General features: G+C 71.3%; 23 protein-coding genes and 1 tRNA gene. 12 read left to right on the forward strand and 12 right to left on the reverse strand.

The features are described 5' to 3' along the window. Positions 1-152 precede the first annotated feature (152 nt). From IE295_RS11940 to dnaK, 4 genes are read right to left on the reverse strand one after another with little or no spacing between them, the layout of a single operon-like run. Positions 153-620: a heat shock protein transcriptional repressor HspR gene (locus IE295_RS11940; RefSeq protein ID WP_190063566.1), complete on the reverse strand. Its 468-nt coding sequence runs from the start codon at positions 618-620 to the stop codon at positions 153-155. Between the two features lie 3 nt (positions 621-623). After that, complete coding sequence (gene dnaJ, locus IE295_RS11945) at positions 624-1,796, reverse strand: molecular chaperone DnaJ (protein WP_190063567.1); 1,173 nt, start codon at positions 1,794-1,796, stop codon at positions 624-626. 33 nt (positions 1,797-1,829) lie between these two features. Further along, positions 1,830-2,486: a nucleotide exchange factor GrpE gene (grpE, locus tag IE295_RS11950; RefSeq protein WP_190063568.1), complete on the reverse strand. Its 657-nt coding sequence runs from the start codon at positions 2,484-2,486 to the stop codon at positions 1,830-1,832. Continuing rightward, on the reverse strand, positions 2,483-4,336 hold the full coding sequence (gene dnaK, locus IE295_RS11955) for a molecular chaperone DnaK (protein ID WP_190063569.1): 1,854 nt from the start codon (positions 4,334-4,336) through the stop codon (positions 2,483-2,485). The genes grpE and dnaK overlap by 4 nt, the downstream gene beginning before the upstream one ends. Before the next feature lie 268 nt (positions 4,337-4,604). Here dnaK and IE295_RS11960 point away from each other — a divergent pair, with 268 nt between their 5' ends. From IE295_RS11960 to IE295_RS11970, 3 genes are all read left to right on the forward strand, one after another. Beyond that, positions 4,605-6,869: a (Fe-S)-binding protein gene (locus IE295_RS11960; protein ID WP_190063570.1), complete on the forward strand. Its 2,265-nt coding sequence runs from the start codon at positions 4,605-4,607 to the stop codon at positions 6,867-6,869. Between the two features lie 169 nt (positions 6,870-7,038). Beyond that, complete coding sequence (locus IE295_RS11965) at positions 7,039-7,521, forward strand: MarR family winged helix-turn-helix transcriptional regulator (RefSeq protein ID WP_190063571.1); 483 nt, start codon at positions 7,039-7,041, stop codon at positions 7,519-7,521. Positions 7,522-7,623: 102 nt separating this feature from the next. Continuing rightward, a complete protein-coding gene (locus IE295_RS11970) occupies positions 7,624-8,631 on the forward strand; it encodes a Yip1 family protein (protein ID WP_190063572.1) in 1,008 nt (335 codons plus the stop codon). 84 nt (positions 8,632-8,715) lie between these two features. On the opposite strand, the gene IE295_RS11975 is transcribed toward IE295_RS11970, so the two are convergent. The 3 genes from IE295_RS11975 to IE295_RS11985 all read right to left on the reverse strand — a co-directional run bounded on the left by IE295_RS11975 (position 8,716) and on the right by IE295_RS11985 (position 10,059). Beyond that, positions 8,716-9,213 (reverse strand): phosphoribosyltransferase, encoded by a 498-nt coding sequence (locus IE295_RS11975; RefSeq protein ID WP_086573381.1) that lies wholly within the window; start codon positions 9,211-9,213, stop codon positions 8,716-8,718. A 29-nt stretch (positions 9,214-9,242) separates the two neighbouring features. Then, entirely contained in the window at positions 9,243-9,818 is a 576-nt protein-coding gene (dcd, locus tag IE295_RS11980; RefSeq protein ID WP_071962992.1) for a dCTP deaminase, read from the reverse strand. 76 nt (positions 9,819-9,894) lie between these two features. Further along, a complete protein-coding gene (locus IE295_RS11985) occupies positions 9,895-10,059 on the reverse strand; it encodes a hypothetical protein (protein ID WP_190063573.1) in 165 nt (54 codons plus the stop codon). Between the two features lie 285 nt (positions 10,060-10,344). On the opposite strand from IE295_RS11985, the gene IE295_RS11990 reads away from it, so the two are divergent. Continuing rightward, positions 10,345-10,418: transfer RNA gene (locus IE295_RS11990), tRNA-Gly, on the forward strand. A 60-nt stretch (positions 10,419-10,478) separates the two neighbouring features. Here IE295_RS11990 and IE295_RS11995 read toward each other — a convergent pair. Continuing rightward, on the reverse strand, positions 10,479-11,192 hold the full coding sequence (locus tag IE295_RS11995; protein ID WP_190063574.1) for a DUF4232 domain-containing protein: 714 nt from the start codon (positions 11,190-11,192) through the stop codon (positions 10,479-10,481). A gap of 259 nt (positions 11,193-11,451) precedes the next feature. Here IE295_RS11995 and IE295_RS12000 point away from each other — a divergent pair, with 259 nt between their 5' ends. From IE295_RS12000 to IE295_RS12020, 5 genes are all read left to right on the forward strand, one after another. After that, positions 11,452-12,753: a helix-turn-helix domain-containing protein gene (locus tag IE295_RS12000; RefSeq protein WP_229922955.1), complete on the forward strand. Its 1,302-nt coding sequence runs from the start codon at positions 11,452-11,454 to the stop codon at positions 12,751-12,753. Between the two features lie 192 nt (positions 12,754-12,945). Further along, positions 12,946-13,473, forward strand: coding sequence for a DUF4232 domain-containing protein (locus IE295_RS12005; protein WP_190063576.1), 528 nt, complete (start codon positions 12,946-12,948; stop codon positions 13,471-13,473). Positions 13,474-13,570: 97 nt separating this feature from the next. Further along, positions 13,571-15,355, forward strand: a complete 1,785-nt coding sequence (locus tag IE295_RS12010; protein WP_190063577.1) for a serine/threonine-protein kinase — start codon at positions 13,571-13,573, stop codon at positions 15,353-15,355. Between the two features lie 140 nt (positions 15,356-15,495). Then, positions 15,496-16,026: a hypothetical protein gene (locus IE295_RS12015; protein WP_190063578.1), complete on the forward strand. Its 531-nt coding sequence runs from the start codon at positions 15,496-15,498 to the stop codon at positions 16,024-16,026. 6 nt (positions 16,027-16,032) lie between these two features. After that, positions 16,033-18,906, forward strand: coding sequence for a M48 family metalloprotease (locus tag IE295_RS12020; RefSeq protein WP_190063579.1), 2,874 nt, complete (start codon positions 16,033-16,035; stop codon positions 18,904-18,906). A gap of 34 nt (positions 18,907-18,940) precedes the next feature. Here the strand turns inward: IE295_RS12020 and IE295_RS12025 are convergent, their stop codons facing one another. After that, a complete protein-coding gene (locus IE295_RS12025) occupies positions 18,941-19,423 on the reverse strand; it encodes a DUF5994 family protein (protein ID WP_190063580.1) in 483 nt (160 codons plus the stop codon). Positions 19,424-19,662: 239 nt separating this feature from the next. Here IE295_RS12025 and IE295_RS12030 point away from each other — a divergent pair, with 239 nt between their 5' ends. After that, complete coding sequence (locus IE295_RS12030) at positions 19,663-19,956, forward strand: hypothetical protein (protein WP_190063581.1); 294 nt, start codon at positions 19,663-19,665, stop codon at positions 19,954-19,956. Positions 19,957-20,150: 194 nt separating this feature from the next. After that, a complete protein-coding gene (locus IE295_RS12035) occupies positions 20,151-20,861 on the forward strand; it encodes a DUF998 domain-containing protein (protein WP_190063582.1) in 711 nt (236 codons plus the stop codon). On the opposite strand, the gene IE295_RS12040 is transcribed toward IE295_RS12035, so the two are convergent. The 3 genes from IE295_RS12040 to IE295_RS12050 all read right to left on the reverse strand — a co-directional run bounded on the left by IE295_RS12040 (position 20,848) and on the right by IE295_RS12050 (position 22,827). Continuing rightward, entirely contained in the window at positions 20,848-21,117 is a 270-nt protein-coding gene (locus IE295_RS12040; RefSeq protein ID WP_190063583.1) for an SCO5918 family protein, read from the reverse strand. The genes IE295_RS12035 and IE295_RS12040 overlap by 14 nt on opposite strands. A gap of 6 nt (positions 21,118-21,123) precedes the next feature. Then, positions 21,124-22,413, reverse strand: coding sequence for a DEAD/DEAH box helicase (locus IE295_RS12045; RefSeq protein ID WP_190063584.1), 1,290 nt, complete (start codon positions 22,411-22,413; stop codon positions 21,124-21,126). 210 nt (positions 22,414-22,623) lie between these two features. Continuing rightward, positions 22,624-22,827 carry a cold-shock protein gene (locus IE295_RS12050; RefSeq protein ID WP_037915390.1) on the reverse strand — a complete coding sequence of 68 codons (204 nt, stop codon included), beginning with the start codon at positions 22,825-22,827 and terminating at the stop codon, positions 22,624-22,626. A 427-nt stretch (positions 22,828-23,254) separates the two neighbouring features. Here IE295_RS12050 and IE295_RS12055 point away from each other — a divergent pair, with 427 nt between their 5' ends. Beyond that, positions 23,255-23,602, forward strand: a complete 348-nt coding sequence (locus tag IE295_RS12055; protein ID WP_190063585.1) for a MerR family transcriptional regulator — start codon at positions 23,255-23,257, stop codon at positions 23,600-23,602. Positions 23,603-23,620 lie beyond the last annotated feature (18 nt).

Here is a 23,620-nt window from a genome sequence, read left to right on the forward strand (position 1 = left end):
CCGGGCCCGGCGTCACCACACCAGGCCTGTGGATAACTCTCCGTAATCAACCGTCATCACCCGGGAAGCCCGTCATCACCCCGGGAAAGCAAAGAACCGGGAGAGCGATGCGCTCTCCCGGCCCTTTTTGCTGTTCGCTGTTCGCTGCTCGCTCAGCGTTCCCGGTGATCCCGCGGGTCCCGCCGCGGACGCCAGACGACCAGCGCGCCGGCCTGCTGCACGTCCTGGTACGGCACCAGGTCGCGGCGGTAGGAGGCGTGCACCGCGGCCTCGGCCTGCCGCATGGCCGTGGCGGCGCCCTCGACCGTCGACTGGAGCTCGGCGATGCGCGCCTTGAGCGCGGCCACCTGGTTCTCCAGCTCGATGATGCGCTTGATGCCGGCCAGGTTGATGCCCTCGTCCTGGCTCAGCTGCTGGACCTGCCGCAGCAGCTCGATGTCGCGCGCGGAATAGCGTCGGCCACGCCCGGCCGTGCGGTCGGGGGAGACCAGGCCGAGACGGTCGTACTGCCGCAGCGTCTGCGGATGCAGACCCGAGAGCTGAGCGGCGACGGAGATGACGTAGACCGGCGACTCGTCGGTCAGCTCATAGGGGTTTCGTCGGCGGCCGACACCTTCCATGGGTCACGCTCCCTTCGAGGCCTGGAACAACTCCGCTCGCGGATCCTCGCCCGAGGTGGCCTCGCGGTAGGACTCCAGGGCTTCCCTGGCCTTGTCGCCGAGGTCCTTGGGCACGGCGACCTCGACGGTGACCAGGAGGTCGCCGCGGGTGCCGTCCTTGCGCACCGCGCCCTTGCCACGGGCGCGCATCGTACGGCCGTTGGGCGTGCCCGCGGGCAGCTTCAGGGTCACCGGAGGGCCGCCGAGCGTGGGGACCTTGACCTCGCCGCCCAGCGCCGCCTCCACGAAGGTGACGGGCACGGTGATGGTGAGGTTGTCGTCCTTGCGCCCGAAGACCGGGTGGGTGCCGACGTGGACGACGACGTAGAGGTCGCCGTTCGGGCCGCCGCGCTCGCCCGGCGCGCCCTTGCCCCGCAGCCGGATCCGCTGGCCGTCGGAGACACCGGCGGGGATGCGGACCTGCATCGTGCGGGAGGACTTGGCGCGCCCGCTGCCGTGGCAGACGTCGCAGGGGTTCTCGGGGGTCAGCCCGCGGCCCTTGCAGTCCGGGCAGGGGTCGGTCAGCGAGAAGCCGCCGCCCGAGCCGCGCGACACCTGGCCGGTGCCGACGCAGGTCGGGCAGACCCTGGGCGTGCCGTTCTTGTCGCCGGTGCCCGAACAGGCCTTGCACGCCGCCGCGGAGGACATCCGCAGCGGGACCGTGGCCCCCTCCACCGCCTCGGTGAAGTTGAGCGTCACCTCGGACTCGATGTCCTGGCCACGGCGCGGCTGGGTGCGCGTGCCCGTGCCGCCCCGGTTGAACAGGCCGCCGAACACATCACCCAGCCCGCCGCCGAAGCCGCCGGCACCGCCGCCGCCCTGGGCGCCCCCGAAGAGGTCGCCCAGGTCGAAGTTGAACGAGCCGCCGCCGCCCGGACCGGGGCGGAAGCCGCCGTTCGCGAACAGGGCGCGCGCCTCGTCGTACTCCTTGCGGCGCTTGGCGTCGGCGAGGACGTCGTTCGCCTCGGAGATCTCCTTGAAGCGCTCCTCGGCCGAGGAGTCACCCTTGTTGGCGTCCGGGTGGTACTCGCGGGCGAGCTTCCGGTACGCCTTCTTGATCTCCGATTCGGTGGCGTCCTTGGGGACGCCGAGGACCTTGTAGAGGTCCTTCTCCAGCAAGTCCCTGCTCAGGCTCATCCCCGACGTCCCTCCTTCCCGTCACCCAGGGCGTCAGCCCTCTTCCGGGCCACCGCTCTCCTCGTCCGACGCCTCGTCGCCCTTGGGGCTCGCGCCCGGCTGCGGCTCGGCGACCGCGACCCGCGCGGGGCGGATCGTGCGCTCGCCGATCCGGTACCCCGGCTGCAGGATCTGCACGCAGGTGGTCTCGGTGACGTCGGGCGCGTAGCTGTGCATCAGGGCCTCGTGCACCAGCGGGTCGAAGGGCTCGCCCTCCTTGCCGAACTGCTGCAGGCCCATCTTGGACACGACCGTCTCCAGCGACTCGGCGACGGACTTGAAGCCGCCGACGAGCTCGCCGTGGTCACGGGCGCGACCGATGTCGTCGAGCGTGGGGAGGAGCTCGGACAGGAGGTTCGCGACGGCGATCTCCTTGACCGTGACCCGGTCCCGCTCCACTCGGCGACGGTAGTTCTGATACTCGGCCTGGAGCCGCTGGAGGTCCGCGGTGCGCTCGTTGAGCGCGGCCTGGGCCTGGTCCAGCTGTGCCTGGAGGCCTACCTCGACCAGCTCTTCGCCGGGCGCGGCCGGGCCGGCCGGACCCGCCTTGTCGGCGGATCCGGCGGCCTGCGCCGCGTCATCGGGGGTCGTGGCGTCGGAGGGGCCTTCAGGCTTCTCGTTCTCGTTGAAGCCCGGGGTCTCCTCCGTCACGCCGACGCACCGCCCTTCGGCTTCTCGTCGTCCACGATCTCGGCGTCGACGACGTCGTCCTCGGCCTTGGGGGCACCCGCACCGGCGTCGGCGGCACCGGCGGCGCCCTGCGCGGCCTGGGCGTCGGCGTACATGGCCTGGCCGAGCTTCTGGCTGACCGCGGCGACCTTCTCGGTCGCGGTGCGGATCTCGGCCGTGTCCTCGCCCTTGAGCTTCTCCTTCAGCTCGGTGAGGGCCGTCTCGACCTCGGTCTTGACCTCGCCGGGGACCTTGTCCTCGTTGTCCTTGAGGAACTTCTCGGTCTGGTAGACGAGCTGCTCGCCCTGGTTGCGGGTCTCGGCGGCCTCGCGGCGGCGGTGGTCCTCCTCCGCGTACTGCTCGGCCTCCTGGCGCATGCGGTCGACCTCGTCCTTGGCGAGCGAAGAGCCGCCGGTGACGGTCATCTTCTGCTCCTTGCCCGTGCCCAGGTCCTTCGCGGTCACGTGCATGATGCCGTTGGCGTCGATGTCGAAGGAGACCTCGATCTGCGGGACGCCACGCGGGGCCGGCGGCAGGCCGGTCAGCTCGAACATGCCGAGCTTCTTGTTGTACGCCGCGATCTCGCGCTCGCCCTGGTAGACCTGGATCTGCACGGACGGCTGGTTGTCCTCGGCCGTCGTGAAGATCTCGGAGCGCTTGGTCGGGATCGTGGTGTTGCGCTCGATCAGCTTGGTCATGATGCCGCCCTTGGTCTCGATGCCGAGGGACAGCGGGGTCACGTCGAGGAGCAGGACGTCCTTGACCTCACCCTTGAGGACACCGGCCTGGAGCGAGGCGCCGATGGCGACGACCTCGTCCGGGTTCACACCCTTGTTGGCCTCCTTGCCGCCGGTCAGCTCCTTGACGAGCTCGGCGACGGCGGGCATGCGGGTGGAACCGCCGACCAGGACCACGTGGTCGATCTCGGACAGGCTGATGCCGGCGTCCTTGATGACGTTGTGGAACGGGGTCTTGCAGCGGTCGAGCAGGTCCGCGGTCAGCTGCTGGAACTGGGCGCGGGTGAGCTTCTCGTCCAGGTGCAGCGGGCCCTCGGCGGACGCCGTGATGTACGGCAGGTTGATCGAGGTCTCGGTGGACGAGGACAGCTCGATCTTCGCCTTCTCGGCGGCCTCGCGCAGACGCTGCAGCGCCATCTTGTCCTTGGACAGGTCGACGCCGTGGCCGTTGGCGAACTGCTTGACCAGGTAGTCGACGACACGCTGGTCCCAGTCGTCACCACCGAGGTGGTTGTCGCCGTTGGTCGCCTTGACCTCGACGACGCCGTCGCCGATCTCGAGCAGCGAGACGTCGAAGGTGCCGCCACCGAGGTCGAAGACCAGAATGGTCTGGTCGTCCTTGTCGAGGCCGTAGGCCAGGGCGGCCGCGGTGGGCTCGTTGACGATGCGCAGGACGTTCAGACCCGCGATCTCACCGGCCTCCTTGGTGGCCTGGCGCTCGGAGTCGTTGAAGTACGCCGGGACGGTGATGACCGCGTCGACGACCTTCTCGCCCAGGTAGGCCTCGGCATCCCGCTTGAGCTTCTGCAGGATGAAGGCGCTCATCTGCTGCGGGTTGAAGTCCTTGCCATCGATGTTGATCTTCCAGTCAGTGCCCATGTGGCGCTTGACCGAGCGGATCGTCCGATCGACGTTGGTGACGGCCTGGCGCTTGGCGACCTCGCCGACCAGCACCTCGCCGTTCTTCGCGAAGGCGACGACGGACGGCGTGGTCCTGGCGCCCTCGGCGTTGGTGATGACGGTGGGCTCACCGCCTTCGAGAACACTGACGACGGAGTTCGTCGTACCCAGGTCGATGCCGACCGCACGTGCCATGTCGATTCCTCCAGCTGACTTGAGTGGAACAGACTCAAGGGTGCAACACCCCCCGCAAACCTGTCAACAGACCTGAGTCGGGCCCACTCAACTTTTATGTAGGTCTTACTGGCAGTCGCGATCGCACAGCACGGAGCAAGGCTTGCCTTCGCGACACAGATCACCGGCGGTGCGGGTATATCGCGCACGCGAGAGTGAGTAGTCTCGTACGGACTGGATAAGTTACCGATTAGTAATCCCGCTCTCGCAGGTTCGAGGAGCCCCTCCCATGCAACTCGCCGCGATCATTGTGTCGCTGGTCCTCATCGCGGTCGGCGTCGCGCTGTTCGGCCGTGCCCTCCTGCAGATCTACCGCTTCGTACGGCTAGGCCAGCCCGTACCGGCCGGCACCCGCACCGACGACCCCACGCAGCGGACCGTCACCGTCGCCAAGGAGTTCCTCGGCCACACGCGGATGAACCGCTGGGGCGTGGTCGGCGTGGCGCACTGGTTCGTGGCGGTGGGCTTCTTCTCCCTGCTGCTGACGATCGTCAACGCCATCGGTCAGCTCTTCCAGGCCGACTGGCTCCTGCCGATCATCGGTGAATGGGCCCCGTACAACGTCTTCGTCGAGTTCCTCGGCACGATGACCGCGCTCGGCATCCTGACCCTCATCGTCATCCGGCAGCTGAACCGGCCGGGCGGCGCGGGCCGCAAGTCCCGCTTCGCCGGCTCCAACACCGGCCAGGCGTACTTCGTCGAGTCCGTCATCCTCATCGTCGGCGTCTGCATCTTCATGCTGCACGCGCTCGAGGGCGCCCAGCACCACGTGGACGGCTACGAGGCCTCGTTCTTCATCTCGTACCCGGTCGTCTCGTGGCTGGAGGGAATGGACGTCTCCACGCTCCAGAACCTCACCTACTTCTTCGCGGGCCTGAAGATCGCGACGTCCTTCATCTGGATGATCACCGTCTCCCTGAAGACGGACATGGGTGTGGCCTGGCACCGCTTCCTCGCCTTCCCGAACATCTGGTTCAAGCGCGAGGCCAGCGGCGACGTGGCGCTCGGCGCGCTGCAGCCGATGGTCAGCGCCGGCAAGCCGATCGACTTCGAGGACCCGGGCGAGGACGACGTCTTCGGCGTCTCCAAGATCGAGGAGTTCTCCTGGAAGGGCATCCTCGACTTCTCCACCTGCACCGAGTGCGGCCGCTGCCAGTCGCAGTGCCCCGCCTGGAACACCGGCAAGCCGCTGTCGCCGAAGCTGCTCATCATGGCGCTGCGCGACCACGCGCACGCCAAGGCCCCGTACCTGCTCGCCGGCGGCGGCAAGGACGCGGAGGGCAACGAGAAGGCGACCGAGGAGCAGCTCAAGGACGTTCCGGCGGCGGCCCTCGCCGAGGCCGAGCGCCCGCTGATCGGGACGCTCGAGGAGAACGGCGTCATCGACCCGGACGTGCTGTGGTCGTGCACCACCTGCGGTGCGTGCGTCGAGCAGTGCCCGGTCGACATCGAGCACGTCGACCACATCGTCGACATGCGCCGCTACCAGGTGATGATCGAGAGCTCCTTCCCGTCCGAGGCGGGCACGATGCTCAAGAACCTGGAGAAGAAGGGCAACCCCTGGGGCCTGGCGAAGAAGCAGCGCCTGCAGTGGACCAAGGAGGTCGACTTCGAGGTCCCGGTCGTCGGCAAGGACATCGAGGACCTCACCGAGGTCGAGTACCTCTACTGGGTCGGCTGTGCCGGCGCCCTGGAGGACCGCGCCAAGAAGACCACCAAGGCCTTCGCCGAGCTGCTCCACATGGCGGGCGTGAAGTTCGCCATCATGGGCGGCGAGGAGAACTGCACCGGTGACTCCGCCCGCCGCCTGGGCAACGAGTTCCTCTTCCAGCAGCTCGGCCAGCAGAACGTCGAGATGCTGAACATGGCCTTCGGCGAGGACGCGGACGAGGGCGTCAAGGTCGAGAAGGCGAAGAAGAAGATCGTCGCGACCTGCCCGCACTGCTTCAACACCATCGCCAACGAGTACCCGCAGCTCGGCGGCGAGTACGAGGTCATCCACCACACCCAGCTGCTGCAGCACCTCATCGACGAGGGCAAGCTCGTCCCCGTCACCCCGGTCGAGGGTCTGATCACCTACCACGACCCCTGCTACCTGGGCCGCCACAACAAGGTCTACACGCCGCCGCGCGAGATCATCGCCAAGGTGCCGGGCCTGCGCAACGAGGAGATGCACCGCCACAAGGAGCGCGGCTTCTGCTGCGGCGCCGGCGGCGCGCGCATGTGGATGGAGGAGCGCATCGGCAAGCGCATCAACAACGAGCGCGTCGACGAGGCGCTGTCCCTCAACCCGGACATCGTCTCCACCGCCTGCCCCTTCTGCCTCGTCATGCTGACCGACTCGGTCAACGGCAAGAAGAACGACGGCAAGGCCAAGGAGTCCATCCAGGTCGTGGACGTCGCCCAGCTGCTGCTGGAGTCCGTGAAGACCCCGGCCGCCCCGGAGGGCGACGGCGAGACGGCGGACACGCCGGAGCCGGAGCCGGTGAAGTAGGCGTCCGCAGGCGTACGCACGGCCGGGCCCCGCGACATGTTCGCGGGGCCCGGCCGTTTGCCGTCCTGTCCTCTGGCGTCCTGTCCATCTGGCGCCCCGGCGTCGCGTACCGCTCGTGACTGCCAACACACTTGATCTCAAGCGCGCTTGAGGTCCTACCGTCGTTCCCATGACGACGACGAAGCTGGAAACCCCGAACCCCGACACCGCCAACCTCGCCGGCCAGCCCATCGGCTACTGGAGCTGGGTCGCCAACAAGTCCGTGATCCGGCACATCCGCTCGGCGATGGCCCAGGTGGACATCACCCAGCCCCAGTGGTGGATCCTCAACCGCGTCGACGCCGTCGAGGGCGGGCTGACCCGCCAGAAGGTCCGCGATCTGCTGGCCGCGGCCCTCGACGAAGGCCGCGACGAGATCGACCGGGCGCTCGACTCCATGGTCGTCCGCGGCTGGCTGACGAGCCCGGACGACGAGGGCCGCTTCCGGCTGACCGACGCCGGGCGTGCGGCCAAGGAGCGGACCATGGAGGTCGTCGTCCGGGTGCGCGGGGAGATTCACGACGGCATCAGCGACGAGGACTACGCGATCGTGGTCAGGGTGCTGCAGCGGATGGTCGAGAACACCGGGGGCGTCGAGGCGCTCACTTCCTGACCACCCGCCTCCCGCCGCTCTCCTGTTGGCCGTCCTATTGGCCGCAGCGTCTCCTCCAAACGTGCTCCCGGCCTCACCCGCCCCGGACCTTTCCCCTAAGGGATGTCACAGGTCGGCCGCAATGCCGGGCTCGTTGCCCCGGGCCCGGCTCCCGGACGCTCCGGGACCGGGTACGTTCAAAGCGTGGCTGGATTCAGGATGGGACGCGGACGGGACTCGCACGACCCCGGACCCGCGCGGCAAGGACAGCAGGCTCCCTACGGCGGCCAGGGTGCGCCGGGGCAGCCCGGCATACCCGGGTACGGCGGCGGGCAGCAGCAGTGGCAGCAGCAGCCCGGCGGGTACGACGAGCCGGAGTACTTCGGCGGCGGCGCGCACCAGGCGCCGCAGCAGCCGGGGTACGGGCAGCAGTACGGCGGGCCGGCGGCCCACGACCCGTACTACGGCCGGACCCCCGACGATCCGGGCCGCACGCAGCAGTTCAGCCTCGGCGAGGCTCCGGACGCGTACGGCGGGTACGGCGGCGACGACCCGTACGGCGACTCCGGCGCGCCCGCCCCGCCCCCCGGGCCGCGGCTGCACTGGAAGGACCTGCTGAGCGGCATCGTGCTGCGGCCGCAGGCGACGTTCTGGCAGATGCGCGACCACGCCATGTGGGGCCCCGCGCTGATCGTCACGTTCATCTACGGCCTGCTCGCCGTCTTCGGCTTCGACAAGGCCCGCAAGGACGTCCTGAACGCCTCGCTCGCCAACAGCCTGCCGTCCGTGCTGATCACCGGCGTCGTGGTGGTGATGGCCGGGCTGATCCTGGGCGCCGTCACCCACACGCTCGCCCGGCAGCTGGGCGGCAACGGCCTCTGGCAGCCGACGGTCGGCCTGTCGATGCTGATCATGTCGATCACGGACGCGCCCCGGCTGCTCTTCGCGATGTTCCTGGGCGGCGACGGCACGCTCGTACAGGTGCTGGGCTGGGCCACCTGGGTCGCCGGCGGCGCGCTGCTGACCTCGATGGTCGCCAAGTCCCACGACCTGCCCTGGCCGCGGGCGCTGGGCGCCTCGGCGATCCAGCTGGTCGCGCTGCTGTCGCTGATGAAGCTGGGCACGCTCTAGCCGGACGGAAGCCACGGGGAAGGGCCCGTCGCGATCTCGGATCGGAGATCACGACGGGCCCTTCCCCGTACGCGTTCAGCGCGCTCAGGCGTCGAGGATCTGGCCCTCGCGGCGCACCACCGGCGGCTCGACGGACCACGGGAAGTTGATCCACTCGTCCGTCTTCTTCCAGACGTACTCGCACTTCACGAGCGAGTGGCTCTTCTCGTAGATGACCGCGCTGCGCACCTCGGCGACGTGGTCGAGGCAGAAGTCGTGCACGAGCTTGAGCGTCTTGCCGGTGTCGGCGACGTCGTCGGCGATCAGGACCTTCTTGTTGGAGAAGTCGATCGCGTTCGGGACGGGGGAGAGCATGACCGGCATCTCCAGCGTCGTACCGACGCCCGTGTAGAACTCGACGTTCACCAGGTGGATGTTCTTGCAGTCCAGCGCGTAGGCGAGGCCGCCCGCGACGAAGACGCCGCCGCGCGCGATGGACAGGATGATGTCCGGCTCGTAGCCGTCGTCCGCGATGGTCTGCGCCAGCTCACGGACGGCCTGCCCGAAGATCGGGTAGGTCAGGTTCTCGCGGATATCGCTCACTGTTGCTCTTCGCCTTGTTCCCTGGTCGCTCAGACCTGCGTGCGGTGGAAATTCTGGAAGGACCGCGAGGGCGTCGGCCCGCGCTGGCCCTGGTACCGGGAACCGTGCTTCGCGGACCCGTAGGGGTGCTCGACGGGCGACGTCAGCCGGAACATGCACAGCTGCCCGATCTTCATCCCCGGCCACAGCTTGATCGGCAGCGTGGCCATGTTCGACAGCTCCAGCGTCACGTGCCCGGAGAAGCCCGGGTCGATGAAGCCGGCCGTGGAGTGCGTCAGCAGGCCGAGCCGGCCGAGGCTGGACTTGCCCTCCAGGCGCGAGGCGACGTCGTCCGGGAGCGTGATCACCTCGTACGTGGAGGCCAGCACGAACTCACCGGGGTGGAGGATGAACGCCTCGTCGCCCTCCGGCACCACCTCGCGGGTGAGGTCCGCCTGCTCGACCGCGGGGTCGATGTGCGGGTACCGGTGGTTCTCGAACACCCGGAAGTAGCGGTCGAGCCGCACATCGATGCTCGACGGCTGCACCATCGATTCGTCGAACGGGTCGATCCGCACTCGGCCGGCGTCGATCTCGGCCCGGATGTCCTTGTCTGAGAGAAGCACGCCTCGAGGATACGCAAAGAAGACGGACAACCTGACAACGCGGGCCCGGGCCGAGGTGGCCCGGGCCCGCGCCCGATCACCTCTTCTCGCTCCCCACCGGCACGGACCGGCGCAGTCGCGCGCAGCGCGGGCAGCGCAGGAGCCGCCCGGGGCCGATCCGGCCGGTGCCGAGGTTCTGCATCGGGAACGAAGCGGTGCTGAACACGTGCCCCTCGGCACAACGAACGACGGTGCGCTCCATCGAGCTCCCTTTCCCCATGGCGTTACTGAATGCGCGCCTCCGGCACGACATCAAAGACAAAAGCCACATTAGGGGATCCATCGGGTCGGCCTTAAGGCGGCACCCCGCCCGCCCCCGCGTCTCTTGCCGTGCCCCACGGTACGCCCCAACTCCCGCGCCCCACGCCCGCATCCCCACCCCCGCCACACCCCCCTCACACGACGAGAAGGCCACCACGGCAAGTGCACCGGGGGCCTTCGATGGGGTAGAGTGTGCGACGATGCGACGCCCCGATGGGCGCCTCGCGCGGGCGTAGTTTAATGGTAGAACATGAGCTTCCCAAGCTCAGAGCGCGAGTTCGATTCTCGTCGCCCGCTCCACGAGAAAGCCCCAGGCCGACTGCCTGGGGCTTTGTTGTTGTCCGCCCCCGGTGCCACGGCTCAGGAGAGTGCGTCCTCGGCCGTGGTCAGCCAGTACGAGACGCGCAGCGAGTCGTCGATGTGCACGCCCTCGGCCGGGAGGGTGGCCCGGGCCATCCCGTCGCTGCCCTGGAAGCCGATCTCGAGGCTCCGCGCCGTGCGTCCCTCACCACCGCTGCCGTCACCGGCGGACAGGATCACGCTCGCGTAGCCGCTCTGGCCGGGCGGGAGCGAGGTGACCGCCTGGGGCTTGGTGTGCGCCATGACCGGCGGGACGGACTGGGCGCCCTCGAACTTGACGATGGGGTAGCCCTTCAGGTCGCACATCCTGGAACCCGTGTTGGTGATCGTGAGCAGCATGTGGTTCAGCGGACGGGACACCGGCGTGGCGACGACCTTGGTGTTGCCGGCGGTGCACGGCACGCGGTTCTCCGGGGCGTCCGGGTCGCCGGCCGCGCCCGCGGCGGAGCCCCCGCCCTTGCCGGTCCTGCCGGCCCTGCCGCCCTGGCCCGCCTTGCCGGGGCTCACGCTGCTCGTGCCGTTCGCACCGTGGGGCGCGGAGCCGGCCGGCCCGTCGGGCTTCGGGGCCGTCGTGTCCTGGGACACGGCGCCCGAGGACTGGGAGGCGGCGCCTTCCTCGCGGACTCCCCCGCCGTTGGAGCACGCCGTCAGGGCGAGTGCGGCGATGGCGAAGGTGGCGGCCAGCAGACGGGGCCGGCGGACGGAGGCGCGCATGACGGATCTCTTTCTTGACGGGCGGGCAGCGGAGCGCCGCTCGACCGGATCCGGGAGCGGCATGCTTGGATGACGAAAGCTTGTGCGAGGCCGTGTCCCAGGCGCCAGCGCGGCGGGGCAGTTGGGGACGCCGGAACGCTCGCACTGGCTCTGACCTGGGGGAATGGACGTGCCCTGGAACGGGGACGTGGGACGGAGGGGTGGCGTGGAGGCAAGCGGTCTCGCCGAGTTACTGCGATCGCTGAAGGAGCGGTCGGGCTTGAGTTACGGAGTGCTGGCCAAGCGGCTGCACGTCAGTACGTCGACATTGCACCGGTACTGCAATGGGTCCACCGTGCCGACGGAGTTCGCCCCGGTGGAGCGGTTGGCACGCCTGTGCAAGGCCACTCCGGACGAGCTGATGGAGGTCCACCGGCAGTGGATCATCGCGGACGCGGCGCGCGGCCGTAAGGCGCAGACCGACGGAGCACCGGCCGGTTCCGCTCAACCGGAACCAACGGCTCCACCGGAGGAGGCTCCATCGGAGGAGCAGGCGACACCGGAAGATGCGATTCCGGAGCAGGCGACGACACCTCCTCCCCACGACCCGGCACGGACGCCCCGGGCCCTGCCGGAGGATCGCCCGCGGCGGGGACGGCGGCACCGGAAGGCTGCCCTGGCCGCCATATCCCTCGTCTGCGTGGTGGGCTCCGCCGGGCTCGCCGTCAGCCTCACCGGCGGCGGTCCGGGCGATGACGGAAGAAATCGGCCCGCCGAAGCCTCCGCTTCCCTGAACGCCGGGGCAGCCGGGCCCGGCAAGTCCCAGAGGTCCGGCAAGGGTTCGTCCGCCACGCCGTCGTCCGCTCCGGAGGAGGGGGAGGCGAAGGAGAGCGGCGGGCCCGCATCCGCGGGGCCGGACGCCACCGCGTCGGCCCCCTCCGACGACGGGCAGGGCCACGGCGACGACAAGGGTGACGACAAGAGCGACGACGTTCCCCTGACCGTCCACACCCGGCCCTACGCCTACGAAAGCCCCTGCTCCCAGCGCTACCTGGTCAACCGGGCCCCCGGCGAGATGCCGAAACCCCCCTTCGAGCAGGACGCGCCCGCCTGGGTGTCCGAGCTCGGCGCCGTCAGCGCCGACAACCAGTTCATCAAGATCACCCTGCAGGGGACCGGCAAGAACACGGTCGTGCTCGAGGGGCTGAACGTCCGGGTGGACAGTTCGAAGGCACCGCTCGCCTGGAACGCCTACGAGACGGGCGTCGGGTGCGGCGGTGACGTGGCGACACGGTCCTTCGGCGTCGGCCTCGACGCCGCGTCACCCTCCCTCAGCCCGAGGGACGGTCAGCGCGACTTCCCGTACAAGGTGAGCCAGAACGACCCCGAGGTCTTCTACGTCAAGGCCGACGCCCGGCAGCACGACGTGCGGTGGCACCTGGAACTGCAGTGGTCCAGCGGCGGCCGGCGCGGGGTCCTCCGGATCGACGACCAGGGCAGGCCCTTCCACACCAGCGGTGCCGCGGGCAGGCCCTCGTACCAGCGGCCGCCGGGGGCGGCGCAGTGGGGACCGACCCCCTGAAGCCGACCTCCGCGTCCCACCGACGCGTTCCACGGTCTGTCGTTTCCGCAGGTCAGACCGTGTGCAATCGTTCCAGCTTCCCGGAAGACCGGGCAGGCCTTGATGCCGGAACGGGCGGCCGCGCAGGCTGATCGGGCCCCGGTCGACCGCCGGGGCGGCACCGTTCAGTGACACCTCATCAGGAGGAGCCCCATGCGCTTCGCACGTCTCATCGCCGCCGCCGCCCTGTCCGGAGCCGCTGTGCTGACCACGGTGGCCGGCCCCGCCCAGGCCGCCCCGCGGGCGGAGCGCGGCCCGGTCACGGCGATCTGCTCCACCACGTCCGCCGACTTCACCGTGCGGAACGTCAGCCGCCCGGTCAACCACCAGCTGCTGACCGTCACCAACACCGGCTCCGAGTCCTGCACCCTCATCAAGGCCCCGCTCCTGGCCTTCGACGACGACACGTACGTCGGCGCCCAGGCGATCGAGGACTCCGCGCCGCAGTCGGCCGTGACGCTCAAGCCGGGCCAGTCCGCCCATGCGGGCATCCGGCTGTCGTCCGCCGACGGCTCCGGGGAGAACGGGCGTGACGTCCGCACCCTGCACGTCTTCCTCGACAGCGGTGACGGCTCCGAGGGCGGCCCCGACTCGATCGCCCTCCCGAAGGGCACGTGGATCGACGACAGCGCGGCCGTCACCTACTGGCAGTCGGACGTCTCCGACGCCCTGCGGTGGTGACCACAATCCGTCCCGCCTCCCCCGCGCTCCTCCCCCTCCTCCCTCTACTCTTGGCCGCCGGACACGAACGGCGATCACTGAGGGAACGGAGCGTGCGGTGGCCACGGGGGAAGCGAACGGCGAAGAGCTGATAGGCAGGGTCCTCGGCGGGCGCTACCGGGTGACCGCGACGATCGGGCGCGGCGGCATGGGCGTGGTCGCCCGGGCCGTGGACGAACTGCTGAACCGCGAGGTCGCCGTCAAGCTCCTGCGGGCCTTCACCGACGCCTCCCAGCCCGAACTGCTCGACCTGCGGACCCGGATGCAGCGGGAGGCGCAGGCCGCCGCCCGCATCCGGCACGGCGGCGTGGTCACCGTGCACGACGTGACCGAGGAGCAGGGCCTGCCGGTCATCGTCATGGAACTCGTCGACGGGCCCTCGCTCGACGACGTGCTGGCGGAGCGCGGCACGCTGGAGCCGCACGAGGCCGCCGCGATCGGCGCCAAGCTGATGGACGCGCTCGACGCCGCGCACCGCGTCGGCGTCCTGCACCGGGACGTCAAGCCCGGAAACGTGCTGCTGGAGCGCGGCGAGCGAAGCGAGACGGGGGTCCCCCCGGCCGGAGGCTGGGGGAGGGTCGTGCTCACCGACTTCGGCATCGCCAGCATGGAGGCCGCCGGCGACGAGGCCATGGCCAAGCTGACGCAGAGCGGCCAACTCGTCGGCTCCCTCGACTATCTGCCGCCGGAGCGCGCGCAGGGCAGGGACCCCGGCCCCGCGTCGGACATCTGGTCGCTCGGCATGACGCTGTACGCGGCGGTGGAAGGCACCTCGCCGTTCCGCCGCACGTCCGTGTGGTCCACCCTGTCGGCGATCGTCGCCGAGCCCCTTCCCGAGCCCCGGCGAGCGGGAGCGCTCGCGCCGGTGCTGATGGCGCTGATGGCGAAGGAGCCGGAGAACCGGCCGACCGCCGACCAGGCGCGCGAGATGCTGGAGCGGGTGGCCGCGGGCGGGACGCCAAACGTCGCGCCATCGGCCCCCGCGCCCACGCCGGCGCAGCCCGTCACGCCTACGCCGACGCAGGCCGTCACCCCGACGCCGCCGCCCGGCTTCGGTGCCGCGCCGGCGTTCCACCAGCCTTCCCCACAGCCTCCGTTCGCCCAGCCTTCTCCGCAGCCTCCGTTCCCCCACCCCTCCCCGCAGCCCCCGCACGCCGGCTTCCCCCCGCCCGGCCCGCAGCACCCGCACCCGCAGCCGCAGCCGCAGCCGCAGCCCGGCGTACCTCTGGCGGGTCACGCCCCTGGCACCGGCCGTCCCGCCGCCGGCGGCGGGCGGCGCCGTAGCCGCGCCCTCATCGCGGCGGCGGTCGCCGCCGTCGTACTCGCCGGGGGCGGCGTCACGTACGCCCTGACGGGCAAGGACGGCAGCGCGGACGGCGACCGGGCACAGGCGGCGACGCCCGCTGTCAGCTCCCCGGCGAGCGGCGACGGAGCAACCCCCGAGGGGAACCCGAGCGCCTCGCCGTCCGTGAGCTCCTCCGGGAAGCCGTCCGGCGCGCCCTCGGCCTCTCCGACGGCCAAGCCGAGCGCCTCGGCGGCCAAGTCCGGTTCTCCGTCGGCCAAGCCCACGGTGCCCACGACCTGCAGCGGCTGGAACCACCACGACCCGAAGCCCGGCACGTACGGCTACCTGACCGGCGACAAGCACATCGTGAACGGGCCCTACAAGGTCTGCGGCTCCGTGACCCCGGCCAAGTCCGGCGCGAAGCTCTGGTTCCACTGCTCCGTCGAGAACGCCTACGGACACAAGTGGATCTACGTCCGCGTCGACGGGACGAAGAGCGCGGGCTGGATGTCCGCCGACAACATCATCCGTCAGAGCGGTCAGCCTCCCCGCTGCTGACGGGACCCTTTGTCGCGCAACCAGGGGTGGAGGCCAGGCTTCCGCAGTAGCGTGCTCTAGCGGAACACGGGCCACAGGAGGGCACGATGGTCTCTGGAGCAGCTTCATCCGGCGGGCACCTCATATCGGGAGGGCCCAGGGTGCGCGACGTGGTCCGCGATGTCGTGGCCCAGGTCGCGCCCGAGGAGCTGCCTCTGGTGGAGGCGCTGGCCCGGTTCGACGACGCCTCGGTCGTACGGCGGCTGGCGCGCCGGGGCGGGCGGCGCGAGCCCCTGGGGTTCGGGCTGGGCGAGATCGCGGCGATGGTGGCTCCCGTGGTGTGGCTGGTGGTGGACGAGGCGGCGCGGCAGCTCGCGGGCGCCGTCGCGAGCAGAGCCGCCACCGGGACGAGGACCGTCATGCGCAGGGTCCTGCGCCGGCCGGCCGCGCCGGTCACCGTCCCCGAGCTGACCCGTGAGCAACTCGCCGAGATCCACCGGCGCGTGGTCGAGTCGGCCGTACAGCGGGGACTGGGCGACAAACGGGCGACGGCGATCGCCGACGCGGTGGTGACCCGGCTGGCGCTGACCGCGCCCGGCGCTCCCGGCGCTCCCGGCGCTCCCGCCCAGGGGACACAGGAGCCACCGGGCTCCGGAAGCACGGCGGGAAGCGGAACTCCGGCCCAGGGCTAGCGCGGGATGACCACGACGCTCCCCCGGACACGGGTCGTCGACGAGCGGTCGATGGGCGCGGGCACCACGGTGCGCTTCGCCCTGCTGGTGGTCCTGCTGCTGGTGAGCTGCGGCTATGTGATGGGCGGCATCACCCGGGCGTTCTCCCACCCGGCCGGCTTCGGCCACCTGGGCTGTCTGCTCGCCTCCGGGGGAGACCCCTTCCACGGCAGCGCCCTGGACAACCTGCTCAGCGCGTCCAGCCAGGACGCGGCCTACCGGGCCTGTACGGCCCGCTACGAGCCGACGCCGCCCTGGTGGGTGGGCCTCGCGTGGCCGGTCCTGTTGGTGGCCGTGGCGTGCCTGTTGTTCTGGGGCCTGCCCGCCTGGAAGGCGCGGCGCGGCCGGGTCGTGCCGCTGGCCGCGATCGACCACGACGGCGGGATCCGGCGCCTGTTGGAGGAGTTCGCGGCGGTGGCGGGGCTGGCCCGCGTGCCGCGTGTCGTCGTCGACCCCACGGCGGCCTCGACCGGCGCCGTGGTGTTCGGCAGCAACCGCCGCCCGACGGTGTGCCTGCACGGCGGCCTGCTCGCCCGCAGGCACACCGACCCCGAGGGCTTCCGGGCGGTGCTCCTGCACGAGATGGCCCACATCCGCCACGGCGACGTGACCGTCACCTACATCACCGTCGCCGTGTGGCACGCGTTCGTCGCCGTGGTGCTCGTACCCGCCGTGGTGTATTTCGTCAGGGCCGCCGTCAGGATCTCGCCGATGCTCCGCCCCGCCGAACTTCCGGGCCTGACGCGTGGCCTCGCGCTCATGGCGTTCATGGTCGTGCTGGTCTATCTGGCGCGCGCCGACGTGCTGCGCCACCGGGAGATCTACGCGGACCGCGCCGCCGTGCGCTGGGGCGCGGACCCCCGGGGCTGGGCCGTCGTGACGCCCCTGCCGCCGCAGGGCGCGATGCGGCGGGCGCTCGCGGCCTTCGCCGAACTCTGGCGCACGCACCCACGGTGGGACCTGCGCCGGGACTCCCTCGCCGATTCGGCGGCGCTGTTCGGCGTACGGGCGCTGCCGCTGTTCCTCACCGGAGTCGCCGCCACGCTGATCAACTACCAGGCGCAGGGCGTGACCTCCCGGTGGGCCGGCCCGTGGGCGGAGCAGCTGCGGGTGCTGGTCTCGGCCGGGCTGATCACCGCAGTGGTCGGGATCGCCCTGTGGCGGAGCGTGGCCCACGCCGTGCTCACCGCGCGCCGCGTGCCCCACGGCGTGCGCGCGGGGCTGTGGCTGGGGGCCGGGATGGCCGTCGGCGAGCTGGTCGTGGACGACGTCACGCTCTTCCGGTGGCTGCCCGCCCGGCCCGGGGTCCTCGCGCTGGTGGTGCTCGCGGGAGTGGTGATCGTCTGGTGGGCCACGCAGTGCGCCCATCTGTGGGTCCGGGTGTGGCAGGGGCGGACGATCCGCCCGGCGATGCTGCTGGGCCTGGCGGCCATGTGGCTGGTGCTGTCGGCGTGGTTCACGTGGTGGCAGTACAGCGGGACGTTCTACGTCATGGGAAGGCCCCTCGACCTCACCTCGCTGTACGAGAGCTCGGCGCTGGCGGCCGTCCCCGACGCGTACCGGTCCACACCCGTCTCGGTCATGGTGAACCTGAGGCTCGCGGCCGGCGAGCCCTTCGCCCTGCCGGCCGTCGCGACCCTGTGGATCGTCCCGCTGCTCGCCTGGGTGATCCGCCCGGCCGCCGCCACGCCCGCCTGGGTTCACGGCGCCCTGCGGGGCGGCGACGCGGGCACGCCGGGCCGGCCGGAGGACGCGTTGCCGTCGCTGCGCGGGGTGCTGCTCGCCGCCGTACTGGGCGGGGCGGCGGGCTGGGCCGCCCTCGCCGGCGTGATGGCCTTCCTGCACACCCGGCAGCCGGCGCCCGGGCGGCTCACCCAGCACTACGCGGTGGGCTACTACGCCTGGGTGCTGGTGGCCCTGGGCGTGGCGGCGGCCACCGCCGCCCTCGTCGCGAGCGCGCGGGCGCGTCGTTTCCGGCTGCTCGCGGCGCTCATGGCCGCCGGGGCCGCGACGGCGACGGCCTTCGCGGGGACGTTCGTGCTCGCCTCCTCCGACGGGTGCGTCCAGCCGTTGAACACCCTCGTGCGCACCTGCGGTTGGCGGCCCGAGATGTCCTGGCCGGTCTTCCACTACCTCCTGGGGCCGGCCCTCCTGCTCGGCGTCCTCGTCGCCGTGGGCGCGGCCGCGGCGGTGGCGGCCGCCGCCGCGGTGGTCCGGCGCGCACGCGGATCCTCCGTGCGGCGCGCGGTCCCGGCGCGTCCGGCCGGGAGCCGACGGCCCGGGCCCGCGGCCCGTCGCCTCTGGGTGGGCGTGCTGTGCGCCGCCGCGCTGGGCGTCACCGTGACCGCGATGACGAACGCCTCGGGCTCGAAGGAGGGCTCGCAGCGCGGCACCACCTCGCTCGCACGCCCGCCGGCCGGGCCCGTGTCCGAGGAGACCCGGCGGGTCCAGGTGGTCATCTGGTTCGCCTATGGCGGGGAAGAGCTGGTCAGCCGCTTCACGACCGCCTCCCGCGACTTCACCGGGCTCCTCGTCAAGGGAAAGGGCAGCATCGAGGAATCCCGCGTCCGCCCCTACTGCGCCGACTTCCTCCGGATCGCCCGGGACGCCGGGGACTACTTCCGGGTGCCCGATCCCCGGGCCCAGTCGCACTGGAAGACGTTCATCACCCGCCTCGACGGAGTCGGCCGTACGTGCGAACAGGCCACGGCTCGGTCGGACGGCGACCTCCTCGTATCGTCGGTGCGACAACTCGTCGGAGCCGCCGCCTCCGGCAGCGCGGCGACCGCGCGCATGTCCGAGCTGACACGAGGTCTGCCGCTGCCGCGGCGCTCGGGATGAGGCCGGGGCGCCGCGCGGCGGCACGCGGCGGCGGTCAGGGCCGCCCGGTGCCGCTGCCGGTGTCGATGAGGATCTGCCCGGCCTGGTCGACGTTGTCGGCCCGTACGGCCCTGGCCATCGCGGTACGTGCCGCGTCGGGCGCCGTGTCGGGCGGGACCACCAGCAGGGCGAAGTGGTCGTTGTCGCCCCGGGTGACGAGGACCGTGTCGTCACCGACCGGAAACGAGTCGAGGTGCACGACCCGGTCGTCGATGACCAGCCGCGTCGGCAGGTCTTCCCAGGCACTCGCGTCCAGACCGACGCGGGTGATGGGGCCGAGGTGCTCGGTCAGAGCGCTGACCAGCCCGGGAAGCTCGGCCCCGACGTCGCGGGAGCGCGGCCACCAGGCGCCGTCCAGGATTCCCCCGCGCTCCCGCGTGGTCTCCAGGCGCAGGAGCGCCGTCCCGGGTTTCACGGCGCGGTGGATCTCGTCCGGCAGGAGCCCGGGCGGCAGGTGGGGGGTGTCGGAATCGGTCATGGTCTTTTCGCCCGTCTCCGAGAATTCGGCGCATCCATTCGTCGCCCGGGCCGTGTCGGCGGCCACCGGGCGAAGCGCTCGCATCAGTCCCACCCTACTCCGCCATACGGCCTGGTCGCGCGGGGTCCGTGGACGCCCGCCGGAGTAGGGTGGAGAGTCCGGGAGCACTGCGCGCACCGGCTTTCCCACGGTTGTGGATCACCGGCGTCAGCGGGCTCCCGCTACGAAACGAGGCCGGCATGAAACCTGCGGAACCCGTGCCCCCGAGGGGGCGTGCCGACATTCGCATCGTCGCAGCCTCCCCCGACACCGCCCGCCGGGTCGCGGAAGTCCTCCGGCACTGCTTCGACTCCACCGAGCAGCGCAGCTACCCGGCCGGCCGCGAGGGCGGCACCCGCCTCCACCTCACCGTGGACACCACGCAGCCCGCCGAACCCGCGCGCTCCTGGCTCTCGACCAGCCGCCCCTCTCCGGACGACGACCCCGCGGACGACGGCCCGGCGGGCGACGGCCCAGCAGGCGACGGGACCTGACGACCCGGCACATGACGGCGTACGGCACCCCGGCGGCGCTTCGCCGCCCGGGCGCCTCCCCCGCACGAGCCAGTGCCGGCTCCCCCCGTGGAGGGATTCCGGTTTCCCTCCGCGCAGCGATGTGCCGGAACACCGCCGGCTGAGAGCGTTCACGGACGAACGTGATGCAACTCCGCGGCCCCGAAAGGCACATCGTGAAACCGAGTCCCGCGCCGTACTCCGGCAACCGCGTCGCACCGGCCGCGAAGGCCGGTGCGGTCGCGTGGATCGTCGCCGCCACCCAGTTCCTCGTCGTCCAGCTGGTCGTGGAGTCCGGCTGGCGCACGCCCTACAGCTGGGCGGCCAACAACATCAGCGATCTCGGCAACGTCCTCTGCGGGACCTGGGACGACTCCCGGCCCCGGTACGTGTGCTCGCCCCTGCACGACGCGATGAACGCCTCGTTCGTCGTGCACGGCGTCCTGCTGCTCGCCGGCACCCTGCTGGCCGGTGCCTGCTGGGGGCGCGGCGGGGCGGCGACGACCGCCCGCACGCTGATGGCCGTCAACGCCGGGGGCTGGGTCCTGGTCGGCCTGGTGCCCGCGGACGTCGACGAGAACCTCCACGTCCTGGGCGCGCTGCTCATCATGGGCCTGGGGAACGCCGGGCTGCTCTGCACGGGGTTCGCACCCCGGGAGTCCCTGTTCGGCCGGCTGCGCGCCGTCTCCCTCGTCCTGGCCGCCGCCGCGGTCGCCGCGGCGGGGATGTTCTTCGCCCAGGTCGATCCCGGAACCGGACTGGGCGGCATGGAACGCGTCGCCGCCTTCGCGATGGACGTGTGGGCCCTCGTCATGGCGTGCGCCGTGCTCCGCGCCGCCCACCGGCCGGACGCCGTGGCGCCGGCGGCCGCCGTCAGAAGTCGGTGACGGACCCCAGCCGGCCGGCGACGGGGGCGGTGACGCAGGTGAAACCCAGACGGCTCAGCGCCCGGGTGAGCTCGAGCGCCGTGAAGTCCCGCCGGTCCAGGCCCGTGATCACCTGGCCGACCTGCTTGACGGGGTAGGTGCGGTCGTCGATGACGGCGCAGGGTCCGGTGGCGTCCTCCGGCTCGACGCCGGCCATCAGCGTCTGCACCTCACTCTTGATGAAGTCGAAGGGAAAACGGGCGATCACACATCGCATGGTGCCTCAACAGGATGGGAGGGAGGGCCGGCGCTTCTTCCGGCCGGATGGGGAACGGCGTCCGGCAGGGTTCCCCCCGGCGGAGATCGTGACGGGAACGCCCGAGGGCGCCCGGGCACCGGTGATGCGGCTCAGTTCCGCTTCACCGGAGCGCACCTCGGTGGCGTGCGGGGTGATCCCCGCGTGGGCCATCAGGCTGTTCACGGCATGGCGTTGGTGCGGCAGGACGAGGGTGACGACGCTGCCGGACCCGCCGGCGCGGGCGGTGCGGCCGCCGCGGTGCAGGTAGTCCTTGTGGTCATCGGGCGGATCGACGTTGACGACGAGGTCGAGGTCGTCGACGTGGATGCCGCGCGCCGCGACGTCCGTGGCGACCAGGACCGTGACGTGGCCCTCCCTGAACTGGGCCAGGGTGCGGGTGCGCTGCGGCTGGGTCTTGCCCCCGTGCAGCGCCGAGGCCCGTACGCCGCTGCGCAGCAGGTGACGGGTGAGCCGGTCGACGGCGTGCCGGGTGTCCAGGAACATGATCACGCGGCCCTCGCGGGCGGCGATCTCGGTCGTGGTGGCGTTCTTGTCCGCGTCCCGTACGTGCAGGACGTGGTGCTCCATCGTGGTGACCGACGCCGCCGGGGGATCGACCGAGTGGACGACCGGGTCGTGGAGGTAGCGGCGGACCAGGGCGTCGACGTCACGGTCCAGGGTGGCCGAGAAGAGCAGCCGCTGGCCGTCGGGCCGCACCCGGTCGAGCAGGGCGGTGATCTGCGGCGTGAACCCCATGTCGGTCATGCGGTCGGCCTCGTCCAGGACGGTGATGCCGACCCGGTCCAGCCGGCAGTCCCCACGGTCGGCGAGGTCCCTCAGCCGGCCCGGAGTGGCGATCACGACCTCGGCGCCGCCGCGCAGGGCGAGGGCCTGGCGGGCCAGTGACACGCCGCCGACCACGGTGACCAGCCGCAGCTCGAGCGCGCGGGCGTAGGGGGCGAGCGCGTCCGTCACCTGCTGGGCGAGCTCGCGGGTGGGCACCAGCACGACGGCGAGCGGCTCGCGGGGCCGGGCCCGCAGTCCGGCGGTCCGGGCGAGCAGGGCCAGCCCGAAGGCCAGGGTCTTGCCGGAACCGGTGCGGCCGCGGCCCAGGACGTCCCGGCCGCTCAGGGAGTTCGGCAGCGTCGCCGCCTGGATCGGGAACGGGACGGTCACCCCGTCGGCTCCCAGGGCCGCGAGGAGCGGCCGCGGCATGTCCAGCTCGGCGAAATCGGTGACGGCGGGAAGGGGCGGCGTACGAGCGGTACGGTTCATGCTGAACCTTCCTCGATCGAGTGCGACACGCACGAGGAATTCTCCGCCCTACGGGCCGTGCAAGAAATCGCACGAACGGGTCGAATTAAATATCAAACACATCCGGCCGCCGCGATGTCCCGGCGCGCACACGCCGAGGGAATTCTTTACAACACAAACGCCGGGGACCGCACCCAAGATGCGGGCCCCGGCGTTCGTTACGCCTCAAGATTAGGCGGGGACGATGTTCTCCGCCTGCGGGCCCTTCTGGCCCTGCGTGACGTCGAAGCTGACCTTCTGGCCCTCCTGAAGCTCGCGGAAGCCCTGGGTGGCGATGTTCGAGTAGTGGGCGAACACGTCAGCGCCGCCACCGTCCTGCTCGATGAAGCCGAAGCCCTTTTCCGCGTTGAACCACTTCACGGTACCGGTAGCCATGTTTTTCTCCTTCGGGGAAATGCCTTGGACTCACACTGCGCGAGCCTCGCGTCGCCGCGATGATTGCCCCATCCGGAGAACTCCGGGATACAAGAAGCCTCCGCCGACGAAAAGACGGCCGGGAGGCATCCGAGGGTATGGGAACCACAACTGCAACTAATATCGACAGTAGCACGACCCCTCCGCCGGCGTATAGAGCTTTCCCGGATCGGCGGGTCCGCGCCGAAAAGACCGGCGACGGCGAATACGTAATTTCTGTCGCCGCGGCAAGAGATATTCGCCGCTCATATCTTTCGACCCGCCCGGCGGCCGGCGGCCCGGTGGCGCCGGGCCCGGGGCGGGGCCCGTGCGGCGCAGGGCCTCCGCCGGGCCGAACCTCCAACGGCCGCGATAGACATTCTTCTCGGCCAGCCGATAGGGTCCGCGCATGGCTCCAGAGGCCCGACAGAACGCCGCGGGCAATCTCGACGACGACGATTACCCCGCCTACACCATGGGCCGCGCCGCAGAGATGATCGGTACGACGCCCGCCTTCCTGCGGGCCCTGGGCGAGGCCCGGCTCATCACCCCGCTGAGATCCGGCGGCGGCCACCGCCGCTACTCCCGCTACCAGCTGCGCATCGCCGCGCGCGCCCGCGAGCTCGTCGACCAGGGGACTCCCGTCGAGGCCGCCTGCCGCATCATCATCCTCGAGGACCAGCTCGAGGAGGCCCTGCGGCTCAACGAGGAACTGCGCGGACGCGAGGGCCGGCCGGACCGGCCCGCCGGCCCCTGAGCCGGCGCCTGCGCGCGC

It is taken from the genome of Streptomyces griseocarneus (assembly GCF_014655595.1).
GTDB classification, from domain to species: Bacteria; Actinomycetota; Actinomycetes; order Streptomycetales; family Streptomycetaceae; genus Streptomyces; species Streptomyces griseocarneus.